The organism is Maricaulis sp. ABE4_448, from assembly GCF_056160825.1.
Window position 1 is genome coordinate 927,461 of the sequence record NZ_JBSWXX010000001.1, and the last position, 17,626, is coordinate 945,086.

A 17,626-nucleotide genomic window follows, 5' to 3' on the forward strand; every position below is an offset into this window, starting at 1 on the left:
TGTGAAAGATGGGCGGCCGGTTTCCCGGCCGCCCTTTTTTATCCGAAGCGTGATCAGGTGAAGTGGGCACCGGTTCACCGGTTCGATCACGCGACCACTCAAGTTGAGCGTGATCAGGTGAAGTGGGCACCGGTTCACCGGTTCGATCACGCGACCACTCAAGTTGAGCGTGATCAGGTGAAGTGGGTACCGGTTCACCGGTTCGATCTCGCGACCGCTCAAGAATCCGGAGCAGGGGGAGTTCCGCAGGAAAAGCGCCTGTCTAGATTTCGGCCCGGCCCCGCAGACTGCGCGGCACCAGGCCGAAATCATGTCCGTCGCTGCGAGCCGCCTGGACCAGCACGGCCAGCGTCATCACGGTCAGCAAAACCTGGGCCGCCGGGCTTGCCAGCCAGATCCCCCACTCCCCGAGCCAGACCGGCAGGATCAGTGTCAGCGGGATCGCGAACAGGTAGGTGCGCGACAGGCTGAGCAGGGCGGCGCGCAATGCGTCACCGACCGCCTGGAAACAGGTGGAGATCATCACGGTCGGTCCCGCCAGCACATAGGCCGCCACGATCACCGGCAGCAAGCGGCCGACCTCGGTGATGACGGCAGGATTGTCCACAAACAGACCGGCCAGCCCGGTCGCACCAAAGCTGAAAATCGCCTGCGCCGTGCCGGCATAGACCAGCCCGCAAACAAGGCCCAGCCGCAGCGTGCGGGCGACCCGGTCGAAGCGGCCGGCGCCGAAATTATTGCCGGCGATGGCCTGCAGCGCCTGCGCCATTCCCATCAGGCCGAGAAAGCTGAACGAGAGGAGACGCGTGGCGATGCCGTAGGCAGCGACCGTGGTGTCGTAGTCTTCCAGCGCCGTGTTCTGCAGCATGACCAGGATCGCGCCCGACCCCAGTGACAGACCCAGGAAGGACAGGCTTTGCGGGGCGCCCAGCGCCAGGAAATCGCGCCAGCCGGTGCGCCAGTGCCGCCAGGGCAGGGCGAAAGCCGGCAGGTCGCCGCGTCCGCTGGCACGAAAAACCAGCGCGATAGCGAGGCCGATTGCCTGGGCGAGGGCGGTGCCGATGGCCGATCCGGCGACGCCCCAGCCCAGGACTGCGATCAGCACGAAATTGATCGCAATATTGGCGATGGTGACGAGCGCACCCGTGACCGCCATGAAGCCGACCCAGCCTTCCACGCGCAGAGCGGTGGTCTGCAGGCCGAGGGCAAAGGCCAGGGGGGCGGTGATGACGGTGATCTGCAGATAGCGATAGCCGTATTCGGACAACGTGGCCGAACCGTTTGCTGCCAGCCGCACGAGGGGCTCACCGCCCAGAAAGAAGAGCGCGAGGAGGGCGAGGCAGGTGAGCACGCTCAGCCCGTGCGCGCCGGCGAAGCTGGCCCGGGCGCCAGCATGATCGGACGCGCCCAGCTGGCGGGCCAGCACGCTGGCCATGCCGTTGGCGACGAGCGTTGCCAGCGCGATGCACATCATGACGATCGGGAACATCAGGGTGACGGCAGCGAGGGCGTCGGCCCCGACGAACACGCCGAGGAAGATCGCGTCGACGACGGTGAGAAGCCCGTTCACGCTCATCAGGAAAACGATGGGCAGGGCGGTTCGGGCAAACAGGGGACCGATCGGTCCCTCCAGGTATCCGGTCTTGCGGGCAGCAGTCTGGCTCATGGGTCACATCCCGGTCGGGCACCGCCCGGCGACCGGGTGGCGCGACGTCCTGCATTCGCAATCGGGCAGCGTTCGCTTTGCCACGACATCAAGCAGGACAAACAGAATTCGGAAAGCGGGTTTCACCGGACAGTCTCGCTGCCAGCGGCGGGCACCCAGAAGCCCGTAAGGCGAATGGCTAGGCGGTCGCTCCGGCTCCGTCAAGCGAAACCCGGTCGCCGATCGCGATGCGGCCGCCCTGTTCCACGCTGAGATAGAGGCCGCAGCGGGTGTGGCCATAGTGTTCGAACAAGGCTTTGGGCAGGTCGATATCCCGTTCACCCGTTGCCAGATTGACGCTGGTCGCCGCGCAGCGCCCGATCGGATCCTGTGCCCGCAGCACGGCGTCGCCGATGCGGACATCCTGGCCGATCCAGTCGAACTCCACCCAGGGATCGAGCCCGTCGACCAGCAGATTGCCGCGGAAACGGACCGGGTCGAGTTCGTGTCCGGTCCGGGCTGCCAGATCGCGCACCGAGGCGGCATTGATCAGCGAGATGTGCGGTTGGGGAATATCCGTCATCGCCTGGCCGGGGGCCGAGACGATGCGCAACGGCCCGCGCAGCTGGTCGCCGAGAAGCGCCGCCAGCCGGTCGAACAGGGGCGCATGCGTCGCCGCATCCTCCAGCTCGACCGTCACCGGATCCCCGGCATCAAGGGCGACGGACAGGCGGTGGCCGGCATCGTCATAGCGGCAATCCAGCCGCGCCAGTCGGGCCTGTCCGGCCAGCATCAGGAAATGCTTCTTCTTCACATGGCCGGGACTGTCCGGATCGAAGGGGCCCGGGCCGTTCTCGATCGCCCAGCGGCGATCGTCGGGCAGCACCTTGCCGGCCTGCAGCGCGACGGCATCCATGCGATCGGGCCCCAGCCCCTTTACCGGAAAGCGGGTGATGGCGGTAAGCTGGGGCATGGCAATGACCTGTTCGTGAGGCAGGGGCAGAATGTCGCGACCCGTCCACTTGTGTGACTCAATGGCCACACCTACATCAGGGTCGGAACGCGGCACCGTCGTGCTTGATCAAGGCGACAGGCCGCACGTTATCTCGCCTGATTTGGGAGATCGATATGGATTTTGAGAAATATACAGACCGTGCGCGGTCGATCGTCCAGGCTGCCCAGGGCCTGGCGCTGAAGTCGAACCACCAGCAATTTGCCCCCGAGCACCTGCTCAAGGCGCTGCTCGACGATGAGGCGGGCCTCGCCGCCAACCTCGTCGAGGCCGCCGGCGGCCGTGTCCGTCAGGTGCAGGACGGCACCGCCCAGGCGCTTGCCGCCATTCCCAAGGTGGAAGGCGGGCAGGGCAAGCTCTACCTCGCGCCCGATACCGCCAAGGTTTTCGGTACTGCCGAGGAAGCGGCTCAGAAGGCCGGTGACCAGTACATCACCGCCGAACGCCTGTTGCAGGCGATCAGCTTGACCGCCGGTAACAAGGCTTATGACGTGCTCAAGGCCTCCGGCGTCACGCCGCAGGCGCTCAATACCGCGATCAATGATCTGCGTCAGGGCCGCACCGCTGACAGCCAGTCGGCCGAGGACAGCTATGAGGCGCTGAAGAAATATGCCCGCGATCTCACCGAGGTAGCGCGCGAAGGCAAGCTCGACCCGGTGATCGGCCGCGACGAGGAAATCCGCCGCGCCATCCAGGTCCTCTCCCGCCGCACCAAGAATAATCCCGTCCTGATCGGCGAACCCGGCGTCGGCAAGACCGCCATCGCGGAGGGCCTTGCCCTGCGCATCGTCAATGGCGATGTGCCGGAAAGCCTGAAGGAAAAGAAACTCCTGGCGCTGGACATGGGCGCGCTGATCGCCGGCGCGAAGTATCGCGGCGAGTTCGAGGAACGCCTGAAATCCGTGCTGAACGAGGTGCAGTCGGCCAATGGCCAGATCATTCTCTTCATCGACGAGATGCACACGCTGGTCGGCGCCGGCAAGACCGATGGCGCGATGGACGCGTCCAACCTCCTGAAGCCGGCGCTGGCACGCGGCGAGCTCCACTGCGTGGGCGCCACGACGCTCGACGAGTACCGCAAGCATGTGGAGAAGGACGCGGCGCTGGCACGGCGCTTCCAGCCGGTCATGGTCGAGGAACCGACGGTGGAGGACACGGTCTCCATCCTGCGCGGGCTCAAGGAAAAATACGAGGTGCACCACGGCGTGCGCATCGCCGACAGCGCCATCGTCGCTGCGGCAAACCTGTCGAACCGCTACATCACCGATCGCTTCCTGCCGGACAAGGCCATCGACCTCATGGACGAGGCTGCTTCGCGCCTGCGTATGCAGGTGGACAGCAAGCCGGAGGAACTCGACGAGATCGATCGCCGGGCAATCCAGCTGAAGATCGAGGCCGAGGCGCTGAAGAAGGAAAACGACGACGCGTCGAAGGAACGCCTGAAGACGCTCGAAAAGGAGATCGCCGAGCTGGAGGGCCGCTCCGCCGAGCTGACCGCGGCCTGGCGGGCGGAGAAGGACAAGCTCGCCTCCGCGACCACGATCAAGGAAGCGCTGGAACGGGCGCGCAACGAGTTGGTCGATGCGGAACGCCGCGGCGATTTGGGCCGGGCCTCCGAGATCAAGTATGGCCGCCTGCCGGAACTGGAGCGTCAGCTCGCCGAGGCGGAGGCCGAGGGCGATGGCGCTGACGGCCAGATGGTGCAGGAAGTCGTCGATGACGAGCAGATCGCCCATGTCGTGTCGCGCTGGACCGGCGTACCGGTCGACAAGATGCTGGAGGGCGAGCGCGACAAGCTCTTGCGCATGGAAGAGGCGCTGCATGGCCGCGTTGTCGGTCAACAGGCGGCGCTGGAAGCCGTGTCCGACGCTGTGCGCCGGGCCCGGGCGGGTCTGAAGGATCCGGCGCGTCCGATCGGCTCCTTCCTCTTCCTCGGCCCCACCGGTGTCGGCAAGACCGAGCTGACCAAGGCGCTGGCGGAATTCCTGTTCGACGACGAGACCGCGGTCACCCGCATGGACATGTCGGAATACATGGAGAAACACTCGGTCGCCCGCATGATCGGCGCGCCGCCGGGCTATGTCGGCTATGAGGAGGGCGGAGCCTTGACCGAAGCCGTCCGCCGCCGGCCCTACCAGGTCGTGCTGCTGGACGAGATCGAGAAGGCGCACCCGGACGTGTTCAACGTGCTTTTGCAGGTGCTCGATGATGGCCGTCTCACCGACGGGCAGGGCCGCACGGTCGATTTCCGCAACACGATCATCATCATGACCTCCAATCTGGGCGCCGAATTCCTGCAGCAGGCCGAAGAGGCCGAGCAGGCGCGCGACGCCGTGATGGGGGCAGTGCGGGCGCATTTCCGGCCGGAATTCCTCAACCGGGTGGACGAGATCATCCTGTTCCGCAAGCTGGCCGAGGCGCATATGGGCGCCATTGTCGACATCCAGATCGAGCGTCTCGCCCACCTGCTGGAAGATCGCCGCATGACGATCGAGCTGGACGGCAGTGCCCGCGACTGGCTGGCCGCCAAGGGCTATGATCCGGCCTATGGCGCCCGTCCGCTCAAGCGGGTGATCCAGAAGGAGCTGCAGGACCCGCTGGCCCGGCTGCTGCTGGAAGGCAAGATCAAGGATGGCGACACGATCCAGGTCTCCACCGAGGCCGGCGTGCTCACCGTCAACGGTGTCGCCGTCGGTGTGAAACCACCGCTTCAGGCCGTGGTGAACTGACAGAAAGAGCGGGCCCGGGTGATATCCCCCGGGCCCGCTTTTCTACATCCGGATTTCCAGGTGCGGGCGTCCGTCCGATGTCCGCGATGCCGAGACGCCATTGCGGCCGATCGTGCCGTTCACGCGTTTACGCCAGGCCGAGAAGCTCTCGAACGTCACCACGTCGACAGCCTCGTCCAGATCCAGCGTCACATGATAGCGCGCGCCGTCATTCAGCCGGGTCAGGCTGATCACCTCGGCGGTGAAGGCCTGGCCGAGATAGCTGCCGGACACTTTCGTGCCCAGCGACAAGGGTTCGGCCGGACGATTGCCGGCAGCCGCGTGGATCGTGTTCCAGTCGCGATAGCCGTATTGCCGGGCGACAAGCTCCAGCGCTTCGGAATGGGAGATGAAATTGCCCTCCGCCTCGAGCGACTTGCGCAGGCGTTTTGCCTGGGCCTTCAGCCCGTCGAGCGCAGGGAGGAGTTGGGTCGTCATGTCTTCAGCCTCATGCAGGTGCTGCATGCGGTCTTCTCGATGGGTGCCCGCCTTGCCATCCCGCCGCACAGCAACTGTTTTGGCAAAGATCATGTGCGGGAGAATTTCACCGTGGCTTGCGCCCGCGGGCGGCGGGCATCTCCCGTGCCCGAGAGCCACACATAGTGCGACATGGGCGCAACGTCAATCTTGCCCCGATGTCGCATCTATGTGTGCGGTATGAGGGTGTTCCGTACGCCTACTGGGCGCCGTTCCCGGAGTCCGCCATCAATGGCGCATCGCCGCTCGATGCAGACGGTGCCGCATCGCGGATCGCCAGGATCCGGTCCCGCTCGGCTTCGAACAGCGCGATCTCGCTATCCGCCAGCTGCCGGCCGGTCGGCAGGTCGAGCGTCATCGGATTCACCGGATTGCCGTTATGATGCACTTCATAATGCAGGTGCGGACCGGTCGAACGGCCGGTCGTGCCGACATAGCCGATGGTCTGGCCCTGGGTCACGCGCGTCCCGGCGCGGATACCGCGGGCGATATTGTTGAGGTGCGCATAGGCGGTCTGGTAGCCATTGGCGTGGCGGATACGGATATAGTTGCCGAAGCTGCCGAACCGGTTCGCCCGCTCCACGACGCCATTGCCCGCCGCCATGATCGGCGTGCCGGTCGGAGCGGCGAAATCGGTGCCGTTGTGGCGGCGCGTATAGCCCAGGATGGGGTGGCGGCGCGCGCGCGAGAAGTGCGAGGACAGGCGGGCGCCATTGATCGGCGTGAGCATCAGCAGACGTTCCACGCTGGCGCCGTCCGCCGAGTAGTAGCCGACGATCCCGTCGGGCGTCTCGAAGCGGAAGAATTCCTTGGGCTCGCCGCGGCCAGCATAGCGGGCGTAAAGAATATCGCCGGTGCGGGCGACATCGCCCTCATCGTCGATCATGCGCTCGAAGAGGATATCGAACCCGTCGCCCGGTTGGATCGAGCGCTGGAAGTCGATCGCATAACCCAGAACGCCGGCCAGTTCGACGACCACGCGGTCGGTGGCGCCGACATTGAGGGCGTCGACATAGAGCGATGTGTTGATCTCGCCGGTCGCGCGGACGATTTCCCTGTCGAACGTCGCATGGGTTTCGCGGGCGCGGTAATCATCGTCCCAGGTCCGGGCAACGGTGATTGACCGCTCGACATCGGGCCGGAAGGACAGGCCGTTCAGACGAACTGCTGAAGCCTCGTCGCCGCCTTCGGCATCCGGCGTGGTCTCGACATAGAGCCGGATACGCTCGCCGACGGGCAGGCGGCGCAGGTCGTAGACTGTGCTGAGCGCAGAAACCGCCCGCGCGGCCTCGACGCGGTCAATGCCTGCATCGTCGAGCAGGCCGGCAAGCGTGCCGCCGCTGGGCACCACCCGCTCAACCTGGATCGTCGTGGCACAGGCCACACAATCGGTGAAAGCCGAGTCGTTCAGTTCGACCGGGTCGAGCGCGACCGCCAGCGTCATCGGCGGCGGTTGCAACACGTCCTGGCTCGACGCGACCTGGCTGGCTTCGGCCAGTAGCTGGCCGTTGTCGGCGACCGGCGTGTCGAGCGTCGTCTGGCGGTCGATCGGAGACGCATCGCTTTGCGGCTCATTGCTGGTCATGAGGGCGATAAGAAGCACCGCGGAGAGTGTCAGGCTGGCAGCAGCCACAAGGCCACGGGTGCGGTGGGTGTCGGCACGGGATACGTCAAATCCGGACATGTCGGCGTCCATACTCCGGTCAGCTCGTTAACACACGGCGTGTCACACGTGATGTCTAGCAAGTCTCGCGCCGCCCGAAGCTGTATCACCCCGGAGTGGCCGAGCGCCCCCTCAAAAGCCGTGTGAACCATGGCTTGGACCGATCCGGTTGCCAAGTCCTTTACGGCGTAGCATTGCAGATTTGACTGCGAAAAGGCGCGAGAGGCAGCGAGAATCGTGTATCGATAAAGCCATGCTCGACGAATTTCCCTCCGAACTGACCGCCGAACAGCTTGCCGCACTGCTGTGCGCCCGGCTGTGTCATGACCTTGTCAGCCCTGTGTCTGCCCTGGGCGCAGCCCTGAGCGTTCTGGACGATCAGGACTCGGCGGACATGCATGAAGATGCGATGGGTCTGGTGCGCGAAAGCGCCCGCCAGGCCCAGGCGAAGCTGGAATTCTCGCGTCTCGCATTCGGTGCCGGCGGTTCGGCTCCGGGCATCCTGGACACCCGTGAACTGCGCCGTCTGACCGAGAACATGTTCTCGGCCTTCAAGCCGGAGATTGTCTGGAAGGTCGAAGCGACGGGGCTCGAGAAGGCAGCCGCACGCCTGCTGCTCAATCTGTGCACGCTCGGCATCGACGCGGCGCCGCGCGGCGGTACGGTGACGGTCGAGGCGACGGACGCTGCCGGCGGTGCGCGTCTGCGCATTGTCACGGAAGGCCCCCGGGCTCGGCTGGAGGCGGGCACCGCGCTCGCCCTGGAAGGCCAGGCGCCGGAGCACGGTTTCGACGGACGCTCGATCCAGCCCTATTACACAGCGCTCATCGCGCGTTCGGCCGGCGGCCGCGTCAGTGCGCATGCGGATGGCGAACGGGTCGAGTTTGTAGCCTTGGTCAAGCCGCCGGAAGGCATGATCGGCTAGGCCTGCAAGGCGAGGCCAAAACCAGATAATATTCTATTCGTATCGTCGATGAGAATAGGCTTCCCCGAGCCAACAGTCCGTTAACTAAGGGCTGGCAGGTTGTGCTGGAATCAAGACCGCACGGGGCCTGCCATGGATGATCTCATCAGCGAGTTTTTGACGGAAACAGCCGAAAGCCTGGACGTCATCGACGCAGAGCTGGTGCGTTTCGAGAACAACCCGGAAGACCGGGCCATTCTCGACAACATTTTCCGTCTTCTCCACACCATCAAAGGGACTTGCGGCTTCCTGGGGCTTCCCCGACTGGAAGCTGTCGCTCACGCTGGCGAAACGCTGCTGGGCAAGTTCCGCGATGGTGAACTCGCCGTATCGCCGCCGATGGTGACCCTCGTCCTGGAGGCGATCGACCAGATCAAGGTATTGCTGGAATCGCTTGAGGAAACCGGCGCCGAGCCGGCTGGCGAAGACAGCACCCTGATTGCCAAGCTTGAAGACGCGGCCATGGGCAAGCTGGAAGGGGCCGTCCAGCCGGACGCGCCGCAGAAGCCCGAAAACTGGGACGAAGACCTTGGCCGCGAACTGCGTCCGGGCGAAGTCTCCCTGGCCGATCTGGAAGCGGCCTTCCAGAGTGCGGAAATCGATCCTGCAAGTGATCCGGGCGATGCCGCTCCGGCAGAGAGTGCGCCCGTGCAGCACCTCGGCGTCGGAGACTTCGATCCGGAGCTGGGCCGCGAACTGCGTCCGGGTGAGGTGTCGGCCGCGGAACTGGAAGCTGCCTTCATGAGCGCTGATGTCGATCCGGGCAATGAGCCGGCGGCGCCGAAGGACTTCATCACCGATGATATGAGCCATGAAGAGGCGCTGCAGTCGGCAATGGCCGAGCTGAAGGGTGTCGATCACGCATCGGGCGGCGAAGGCGGCCCGCGCGTCCAGCAGACCGTCCGCGTTACCGTGGACGTGCTGGAAGGTCTGATGACGACCGTTTCCGAGCTCGTGCTGACCCGTAACCAGCTGATGCAGACCATTCGTGGCATGGAAGACGAGGAGCTCAAGGGGCCCCTCCAGCGCCTGTCCGCCGTGACCGGCGAACTGCAGGACGGGGTCATGAAGACCCGCATGCAGCCGATCGGCGATGCCTGGCGCAAGCTGCCGCGCATCATCCGTGATGTCTCGACCGATCTCGGCAAGAAGATCGAACTGGTCATGGAAGGCCAGGACACCGAGCTGGACCGTCAGGTGCTCGAGCTGATCAAGGATCCGCTCACCCACATGGTCCGCAATTCGGCTGATCACGGCCTCGAGATGCCGGCCGACCGTGTCAAGGCTGGCAAGCCCGAGAAGGGCCGGATCAAGCTGTCCGCCTATCACGAAGGCGGTCACATCATCATCTCCATTTCCGACGACGGGAAGGGGCTGGATACCAAGCGCATCGGCGAAAAGGCCCTGGAGAAGGGCCTGACCACGCACGACGAGCTGGAGCGGATGACCGAAGCGCAGATCCACCGCTTCATCTTCGCTGCGGGCTTCTCGACGGCGGCCAAGGTGACCAACCTGTCCGGCCGCGGTGTCGGCATGGACGTGGTGCGCACCAATATCGAGCAGATCGGCGGTGTGGTGGACGTGACGTCCACGGCTGGTCGCGGCTCACATTTCTCGATCAAGATCCCGCTGACCCTCGCCATCGTGTCCGCCCTGATCGTCGGTTGCGACGAACAGCGTTTCGCGATCCCGCAGCTGGCTGTGCGCGAACTCGTGCGTGTCGGTGCCGGGTCCGAGCACACGGTTGAAAAGCTGCATGGCGCTCGCGTGATGCGTCTGCGCGATCGTCTGATGCCGATCGTCGACCTGCACGACGTGCTGGGTGTTGGCGAAGCCTATAACGGCGGTAAAGACGAAGCGGCCTTCGTGGTCGTGCTCGATGCCGGCGGACGCAATGTCGGTCTCGTCGTCGACAATGTGCTCGACACCGAGGAAATCGTCGTCAAGCCGCTTTCGGAATCGCTGCGCAATGTCTCGGCCTATTCCGGTGCGACCATTCTGGGCGATGGCTCTGTCATCATGATCCTCGATCCGAACGGTCTGGCCGGCGAGATCGTCTCGGCGATGGAAGAGGAAGCCGTGCACGACGCGGCAAGCGCTTCGGTTACCGAACTGGCGCAGCAGACCCAGCGTCTGCTCCTGGTCCGTGCCGGCGGTACGGAACCCAAGGCGGTTCCGCTGGCCCTCGTTACGCGTCTGGAAGAGTTCGAGCCGGATACCATCGAGACCACCAATGACCGTCAGGTCGTCCAGTATCGTGGCCGCCTGATGCCGATCGTGCCGCTGGGCTCGGAAATCCGCTGCACGGAAGGCCAGCGTCTGCCGGTCCTCGTCTTCGCCGAGAACCACACGGCCATCGGCCTCGCGGTCGACCAGATCGTCGACGTTGTCGAGGAGCGTGTCGACATGCAGATGTCGTCCGACAAGCAGGGCGTCATCGGGTCTGCCATCATCAAGGGCAAAGCCACGGATGTGGTCGATATCGCCTGGTATCTCGATCAGTCGCGCGCCGGCGAAATCCAGCGCCGCTCGGCCTCGCGTCGCCGCAAGGTCCTGCTCGTCGACGCCGACGCCTTTGCGCGCCGCATGATCGCGCCATTGCTCGCTGCAGCCGGCTATGACGTGACACCGGCCGGCGGCATGCACGAGGTCAAGTCGATTGCCGAAGCGGGCGAGCATTTCGATGCGCTCGTCGGCGACCCGGCGGCGCTCGACCGCATCCGTAATGACGGCATGTGGACCAATCTGCCGGCCCTGGCCGTCACGGATTGGCCTGAAGATACTCCGGCCGACGGCCTCACGGTTGTCCTGCCGCGCTCCGACCGTGGTGCCCTGATTGCCGCGCTCGACGAGGTTTCCCAAGAGGAGAAAGTGGCATGAGCTCGCAGCATAGCGACAATTCCGGCCTCGGCGCCGAAGCGATGAACGAGTACGTGTCCGTCCGTATCGGTGATCAGCTGTTCGGCGCGCCGGTCGATGCGATCCGTGAAGTGTTCGCGCCGCAATCGGTAACACATGTCCCGCTGGCTCCCGACGAGGTCGCCGGTCTGCTGAACCTGCGCGGCCGCATCGTTACGGCCATCGACGCCCGCCGTCGCCTGGGCCTGACGCCGCGCGAGAAGACCGAGACCGGCATGGCACTCGGTGTCGAACGCGGGAACGAAATCTTCGGACTTATCGTCGACAGTGTCGGTGAAGTGCTGCGTCGTCCGCGGGCGGAACTCGAACCGGTCCCGGCTCATGTCGACGCGCGCTGGCGTTCAATGGTCAAGGGCGTGCACCGGCTGGAAAAGGAACTGCTCGCAGTTCTCGATGTTTCGGCCGTCATCGGTACGGCCGGCCAGACCAACAAGGCTGCCTAGCGGAGGGTAAGGCATGAAAACCTGTCTCGTCGTGGACGACTCCCGGGTGATCCGGAAAGTCGCTCGCAAAATTCTTGAAGAGCTCGACTTCGAATGTGTCGAAGCGGCGGACGGATCCGAAGCGCTCGACGCCTGCCGCAAGCAGATGCCTGACGCGATCCTGCTCGACTGGAACATGCCGGTCATGAACGGGCTCGACTTCGTCAAGGCGCTGCGCCGCGAAGAGGGTGGTGACAAGCCGGTCGTGGTGTTCTGCACCACCGAGAATGACATGGCGCACATCACCGAAGCCCTGCGCGCGGGTGCTGACGAATACGTCATGAAGCCCTTCGACGGCGAAATCATCGAATCCAAGCTGCAGCAAACCGGATTGCTTCGCGCCTCTTGAGGGAGTTTCCCATGCCGGAACTCGCCACCACGGGCGCGGCCGCCAACCCCATTGCCAAGGTTCTCGTGATCGACGACTCCGCTGTCGCACGTGGCCTGATGACCCGTTGGATCGACGAGGATGCCGATCTCGCGCTTGTCGGCGCCGCGGTCGATGGCGAGCAGGGTCTGAAAAAGGCCGAAGAGCTCAGGCCTGATCTGATCGTGCTTGATGTCGAGATGCCCAAGATGGACGGTCTGGCCGCCCTGCCGCTGCTGCTGAAGACGGTGCCGGGCTGCAAGGTTGTGATGGCCTCCACACTGACGCGCCGCGGCGGTGAGGTGACCATCCGCGCCCTGTCCATGGGCGCCGCCGACTACGCGCCCAAGCCGCAGGCCGGCCGTCTGGCCGGGGCCGAGGAGTTCCGCCGCGATCTCCTGTCCAAGCTGAAGGCTCTGGCGCCGCGTCCGATCCCGCCGGTTCCCAGTGCGCGCGACATTCTGTCGACGCCTGCGCCAGCGATCCGCACCCTCACACCGGCACCTGCCGCACCGAGCGCACCGGTCCGCAAGGCGTTTGCTCCGACGGCACAGCCGCCGGCCGCGCGCGGGGCCGTCGCGCGTCATACGGTGCGTCCTGAAATCATCGCCATCGGGTCCTCCACCGGTGGCCCGCAGGCGCTGCGCGATGTCGTTGCCGCTTTCGGAACCGATATCCGGGTTCCGATCGTCGTGGCCCAGCACATGCCGGCCCTGTTCACCAAGATCCTGGCGGAGCACCTGTCCAAGGCCTCCTCCCTGCGCTGCAAGGAAGCCGAGGATGGCGAACGCCTCGTCGCCGGCAATCTCTATATCGCGCCGGGCGACTTTCATCTTACCGTTCGCAAGGATGCGGCCGGCTTTTACGCGGTGCTCGACCAGACGCCGCCGATCAATTTCTGCCGCCCCGCGGTCGACCCGCTGTTCCAGTCGGTGACCGAGGTGACTGGTGGCAAGGCGCTGGGCATCATCCTGACGGGGATGGGGCATGACGGCCGCGAAGGTTCGCGCATCCTGCGCAGTGCCGGCGGCACAATCCTCGCCCAGGATGAAGCAACGAGTGTGGTCTGGGGCATGCCCGGCGCTGTCGCCGCGGCAGGCCTGGCCGACGAAATCCTGCCGCTCAACCGGATCGGTTCGTCGATCGCCCAGCGCGCGAAGAACGGGATGTGACCATGATCAAGATTGAAGACATCACTTTCGTGGCGGCTGAAGCCTACAAGCGCTCCGGTCTCGTCCTGTCTACCGACAAGGGGTATCTGCTGGAAAGCCGCCTGGCGCCGCTGGCGCGGGCCGAGGGCTATCCGTCCATCGAGGCCCTGATCGGCGCGGCACGCCGCGAAAGCAATGACCGTCTGCTCTGGGCTATTACCGAGGCGCTGGCGACGCACGAGACCTTCTTCTTCCGCGACAACACGCCGTTCGACCTGTTCAAGCAGGAAATTCTGCCGGTGCTCTCGCGGGCCCGCGGCAACATGTCGACCATCCGGATCTGGTGTGCCGCCTGCTCATCGGGCCAGGAGCCCTATTCGCTGGCGATGATACTGGAAGAGGAGAAGGCTCGCCTGGGCGGTCTGCGCTTCGAGATCGTCGCGACCGATATGGCGCCGCGCGTGCTGGAAAAGGCCAAGGCCGGTGTCTACTCGCAGTTCGAGGTCCAGCGGGGCCTGGCGATCCAGCGGCTGGTGACGCACTTCGACCAGTCCGGCGACCAGTGGCGCATCAAGCCGAACCTGCGCTCGATGGTGACTTTCCAGAAGCAGAACCTGCTGGAGAACTTCTCCGGCATGGGCACGTTCGACGTCATCTTCTGCCGCAATGTGCTGATCTATTTCGATGCCGATACCAAGAAGCGTATCCTGCAGCGGCTGGCCGCACAGACCGCGAGCGACGGCTATCTGATCATGGGCGCCGCCGAGACGGTGGTCGGCCTGTCGCAGGATTTTGCGCCGGTCGAAGGCCGCCGGGGTCTTTATGGACGGGGTGGAGTGGCGCGGTCGGCAGCGGCCTGACACCGGCACGTCAGAAAAAATGTGTACGGAATAGCCTTCGCAGCCCGGCTGCGGAGGCTTTTTCATGGGCGAAGGGAATGACGGGCAAAGAAAAACCCGGACGTTGCCGCCCGGGTTTTTCAGGTTCGGTTGTGAGGCCGGTGCCTTAGGAGGCGGCTTTCTCTTCGACCGGGTCACGCAGCACATAGCCACGGCCCCAGACGGTCTCGATGAAGTGTTCGCCACTGGTGGCCGCGGCGAGCTTCTTGCGAAGCTTGCAGATGAAGACGTCGATGATCTTCAGTTCCGGCTCGTCCATGCCGCCATAAAGGTGGTTCAGGAACATTTCCTTGGTGAGCGTCGTGCCCTTGCGCAGGGAGAGCAGCTCGAGCATCTGGTATTCCTTGCCGGTCAGGTGCACGCGCTGGCCATCGACCTCGACCGTCTTGGCATCGAGGTTCACGGCGATCGAACCGGTGCGGATGATCGACTGGGAATGGCCCTTCGAGCGGCGGACGATGGCGTGGATGCGCGCGATCATCTCGTCCTTGTGGAAAGGCTTGGTCATATAGTCGTCGGCGCCGCAGCCCAGGCCGCGCACCTTGTTGTCGATGTCGGCATTGCCCGTGAGGATCAGGATGGGCGTGTCGATCTTCGCCATGCGAAGCGTCTTGAGCACATCGAAACCCGGCATGTCCGGCAGGTTCAGATCGAGCAGGATGATGTCGTAATCATACAGCTTGCCCAGGTCGACGCCTTCCTCACCGAGGTCGGTCGTATAGATGTTGAAGCCGTCGGACTTCAGCATCAGTTCGATGGACTGGGCTGTCGCCCGATCGTCCTCAATCAGAAGAACCCGCATTGGTTCGCCTCCGGTTTTCGCTATGCGGGCGAATCAGAGCCGCCCGGCCTCACGTCTGTGATTAACCTTATTTGGACGCTAGGCGGAAACCCTTAACGAAAGTTAAGCGCTGCTTGACCCTGTTTCGGAATCATCAATTCGAGAGAAAGCTGACGATCTGCTTGATTCGAGAATCCCGTTAACGATTCAGGGGTTAACGGATGTAGTGAATCCTCTGGCAGCGAAAATTTCGCGAATTTATCAAATATAACATGCATAAAGTATAGCCTCCGGGAGATGCGATCTGCCCGTTCTGGAAGGGAAATTGGGCGCCGGAGCCCGCTTTGGAGCGCCCACCGGGTTTTCCACAGGACATTGCTTCGGCAGCGAGACTCACCTGCTGGAATCGAGTCCGCGCCTTCGGGGAATCGGCTGCGTGACGCCGTGCAAAAAATGCCGGGTGTTTACGTCGGAGCAACCGCGTCGGGTGTATTGTCTCCGGGAACTGGCATTTTCGCCACAGGAAGCAGGGCGGGTTTACCCGTATGATGCAGACTCTCATCGATCGCATTGATCGCCTCGACGACCGGGTGCTGGAAGGGCGGATCACCGCCCTGAACGGCCTGCTTGTCGAAGCCGAGGGCCCCAAGGCAGGGCTCTCGCTGGGCGCGCATGCCCTGATCGAAACGGGTGAGGGCGTCGCGGAATGCGAGATCGTCGGCTTTCGCGGCGAGACGGCCCTGATGATGCCTTTCGGTCCGCTGGAAGGTGTTCGCCCCGGAGCCCGGGTCCGCCTGCAGCCCGAAGCTGCCCGCGTTCGTCCGTCACAGGCCTGGCTCGGCCGGGTGCTCGACGGTTTCGGACGACCGCTGGACAATGGCCCGCCGCTTACCGAAGGTGGCCTTCCCTATCCGCTCAAGGGTAACCCGCCGGGCGCACATGGCCGTGCGAGGCTGGGGACGAAGCTCGACCTGGGCGTCCGCGTGCTGAATGCCTTTGTGCCCATGCGGCGCGGCCAGCGCCTGGGCATCTTTGCGGGTTCCGGTGTCGGCAAGTCTGTCCTGATGTCGATGCTGGCGCGCGCCTGCGACGCCGATGTCATCGTGATCGGCCTGATCGGCGAACGGGGCCGTGAGGCCCGCGAGTTTGTCGACGACGTGCTGGGCCCGGAAGGCCGCAAGCGCTCGGTCGTGATCACCGAAACCTCCGATGCGCCGGCCCTGGCGCGCCGGCAGGCGGCCCACCTTACCCTGACGACCGCGGAGTATTTCCGCGACCAGGGCAAGGACGTGCTGTGCCTGATGGACAGTGTCACCCGTTTTGCCCTCGCCCAGCGCGAGATCGGACTGGCTGCCGGCGAACCGCCGACGACACGGGGCTATACCCCGTCTGTCTTCGCCGAGCTGCCGCGCCTTCTGGAGCGGGCTGGTCCCGGACCGGAACGCCGCGATGGTGGCAAGCAGGGCACGATCACCGGCCTGTTTACCGTGCTGGTCGATGGCGATGATCACAACGAGCCGATCGCCGATGCTGTGCGCGGCATCCTGGACGGCCACGTCGTGATGAGCCGGGCGATTGCCGAGCGCGGGCGCTATCCCGCGATCGACGTTCTCAAATCGGTCAGCCGGACGGCTCCGGAAGTTTACGACCCGCCGCAGCGCCCGTTCGTGGCTGAAGCGCGCAAATTGCTGTCGGCCTATGCCGACATGGAAGAATTGATCCGGCTGGGGGCTTACACCCAGGGATCGAACCCGGATGTGGACCGGGCAATTGCTCTCAACGAACCGTTGGAAGCATTCCTCGGGCAGCAAAAAGACGAAGCGGCGGACATTCCGTCGACATTCGCGCTGCTGTCCGAGATTTTGGGTGGTGGTGAAGGAGGGCGGTCATGACACGCTCACATGAACCCTTGATCCGGCTGGCCCGGTTCAAGGTTGAAGAACTCCAGAAACAGATGGCAGAGCTCGATCGCTCCCGCCAGGCTCTGATCGACCAGATCGAACGGCTCGAGGCCTCGGTGCCGGAAGAACAGGCGGTCGCGGCCGAGTCGAAAGAGGGCTTCCTGGCCTATGGCTCCTACGCCCAGGCCGTGATCAAGCGGAAGGAAAACATCCGCCTGTCGCTCGAGGAAGTGGATATCCAGGCCGACGCGCTGCGCGGCCGGTTGTCCGAAGCCTTCCAGGAGCTCAAGAAGTACGAGCTGCTCGAGGAACGGCGTCTGGCCCGGATCGAGAAAGCCGTGCGCGCGGCCGAGCAGGACGAGTTGGACGAGATCGCCCAGGTGCGTCACCGCCGCCCCAACTGACGGACAAAAAAGGTCCCGGCCTTGAAGAAGACCGGGACCAATGAGTTCGTAGTTTCCCACCTACGAGGTTCCCCTGGCCTGAACGGCCGGGAGACATTGAGAGGGCGAGCGGGGAGGCCTCCCGCCCTCTTGAGTGCTTGTGGTCACATTTCCGGACCGCGAAACCGGTCCCCACTTTCGCTGGAAATGCTCG

The 17,626-nt window shown here is 64.5% G+C and carries 14 protein-coding genes; 9 read left to right on the top strand and 5 right to left on the bottom strand.

What is annotated here, in order from left to right:
* Window positions 1-262: 262 nt before the first annotated feature.
* On the bottom strand, window positions 263-1,666 hold the full coding sequence (locus ACXAJV_RS04440; RefSeq protein WP_475082377.1) for an MATE family efflux transporter: 1,404 nt from the start codon (window positions 1,664-1,666) through the stop codon (window positions 263-265).
* Window positions 1,667-1,844: 178 nt separating this feature from the next.
* Window positions 1,845-2,618 carry an MOSC domain-containing protein gene (locus tag ACXAJV_RS04445; RefSeq protein WP_475082379.1) on the bottom strand — a complete coding sequence of 258 codons (774 nt, stop codon included), beginning with the start codon at window positions 2,616-2,618 and terminating at the stop codon, window positions 1,845-1,847.
* Between the two features lie 155 nt (window positions 2,619-2,773).
* On the opposite strand from ACXAJV_RS04445, the gene clpB reads away from it, so the two are divergent.
* On the top strand, window positions 2,774-5,386 hold the full coding sequence (clpB, locus tag ACXAJV_RS04450) for an ATP-dependent chaperone ClpB (protein ID WP_475082381.1): 2,613 nt from the start codon (window positions 2,774-2,776) through the stop codon (window positions 5,384-5,386).
* A 42-nt stretch (window positions 5,387-5,428) separates the two neighbouring features.
* On the opposite strand, the gene ACXAJV_RS04455 is transcribed toward clpB, so the two are convergent.
* Together ACXAJV_RS04455 and ACXAJV_RS04460 are read right to left on the bottom strand one after the other, a co-directional pair.
* Window positions 5,429-5,863, bottom strand: a complete 435-nt coding sequence (locus ACXAJV_RS04455) for a glyoxalase superfamily protein (protein WP_475082384.1) — start codon at window positions 5,861-5,863, stop codon at window positions 5,429-5,431.
* 238 nt (window positions 5,864-6,101) lie between these two features.
* Window positions 6,102-7,586, bottom strand: coding sequence for a peptidoglycan DD-metalloendopeptidase family protein (locus ACXAJV_RS04460; protein ID WP_475082387.1), 1,485 nt, complete (start codon window positions 7,584-7,586; stop codon window positions 6,102-6,104).
* Between the two features lie 232 nt (window positions 7,587-7,818).
* Between ACXAJV_RS04460 and chpT the strand changes: the two genes are divergently transcribed.
* The 6 genes from chpT to ACXAJV_RS04490 all read left to right on the top strand — a co-directional run bounded on the left by chpT (window position 7,819) and on the right by ACXAJV_RS04490 (window position 14,308).
* The gene (gene chpT, locus ACXAJV_RS04465) at window positions 7,819-8,490 is read left to right on the top strand and encodes a histidine phosphotransferase ChpT (protein WP_475082389.1); all 672 of its coding nucleotides are present in this window, start codon (window positions 7,819-7,821) and stop codon (window positions 8,488-8,490) included.
* Window positions 8,491-8,622: 132 nt separating this feature from the next.
* Window positions 8,623-11,409, top strand: a complete 2,787-nt coding sequence (locus ACXAJV_RS04470) for a hybrid sensor histidine kinase/response regulator (RefSeq protein WP_475082391.1) — start codon at window positions 8,623-8,625, stop codon at window positions 11,407-11,409.
* Window positions 11,406-11,891 carry a chemotaxis protein CheW gene (locus ACXAJV_RS04475; protein ID WP_291883243.1) on the top strand — a complete coding sequence of 162 codons (486 nt, stop codon included), beginning with the start codon at window positions 11,406-11,408 and terminating at the stop codon, window positions 11,889-11,891. The genes ACXAJV_RS04470 and ACXAJV_RS04475 overlap by 4 nt, the downstream gene beginning before the upstream one ends.
* 13 nt (window positions 11,892-11,904) lie before the next feature.
* The gene (locus tag ACXAJV_RS04480; RefSeq protein ID WP_291883240.1) at window positions 11,905-12,279 is read left to right on the top strand and encodes a response regulator; all 375 of its coding nucleotides are present in this window, start codon (window positions 11,905-11,907) and stop codon (window positions 12,277-12,279) included.
* A gap of 11 nt (window positions 12,280-12,290) precedes the next feature.
* On the top strand, window positions 12,291-13,469 hold the full coding sequence (locus tag ACXAJV_RS04485; RefSeq protein ID WP_475082396.1) for a protein-glutamate methylesterase/protein-glutamine glutaminase: 1,179 nt from the start codon (window positions 12,291-12,293) through the stop codon (window positions 13,467-13,469).
* A gap of 2 nt (window positions 13,470-13,471) precedes the next feature.
* Window positions 13,472-14,308 (top strand): CheR family methyltransferase, encoded by an 837-nt coding sequence (locus tag ACXAJV_RS04490; RefSeq protein WP_475082398.1) that lies wholly within the window; start codon window positions 13,472-13,474, stop codon window positions 14,306-14,308.
* Between the two features lie 145 nt (window positions 14,309-14,453).
* Here ACXAJV_RS04490 and ctrA read toward each other — a convergent pair whose 3' ends face one another.
* Entirely contained in the window at window positions 14,454-15,149 is a 696-nt protein-coding gene (ctrA, locus tag ACXAJV_RS04495) for a response regulator transcription factor CtrA (protein ID WP_475082400.1), read from the bottom strand.
* Window positions 15,150-15,676: 527 nt separating this feature from the next.
* Here ctrA and fliI point away from each other — a divergent pair.
* Window positions 15,677-17,020: a flagellar protein export ATPase FliI gene (gene fliI, locus ACXAJV_RS04500; protein WP_475083285.1), complete on the top strand. Its 1,344-nt coding sequence runs from the start codon at window positions 15,677-15,679 to the stop codon at window positions 17,018-17,020.
* Window positions 17,017-17,433: a flagellar export protein FliJ gene (fliJ, locus tag ACXAJV_RS04505; protein ID WP_475082402.1), complete on the top strand. Its 417-nt coding sequence runs from the start codon at window positions 17,017-17,019 to the stop codon at window positions 17,431-17,433. The genes fliI and fliJ overlap by 4 nt, the downstream gene beginning before the upstream one ends.
* Window positions 17,434-17,626 lie beyond the last annotated feature (193 nt).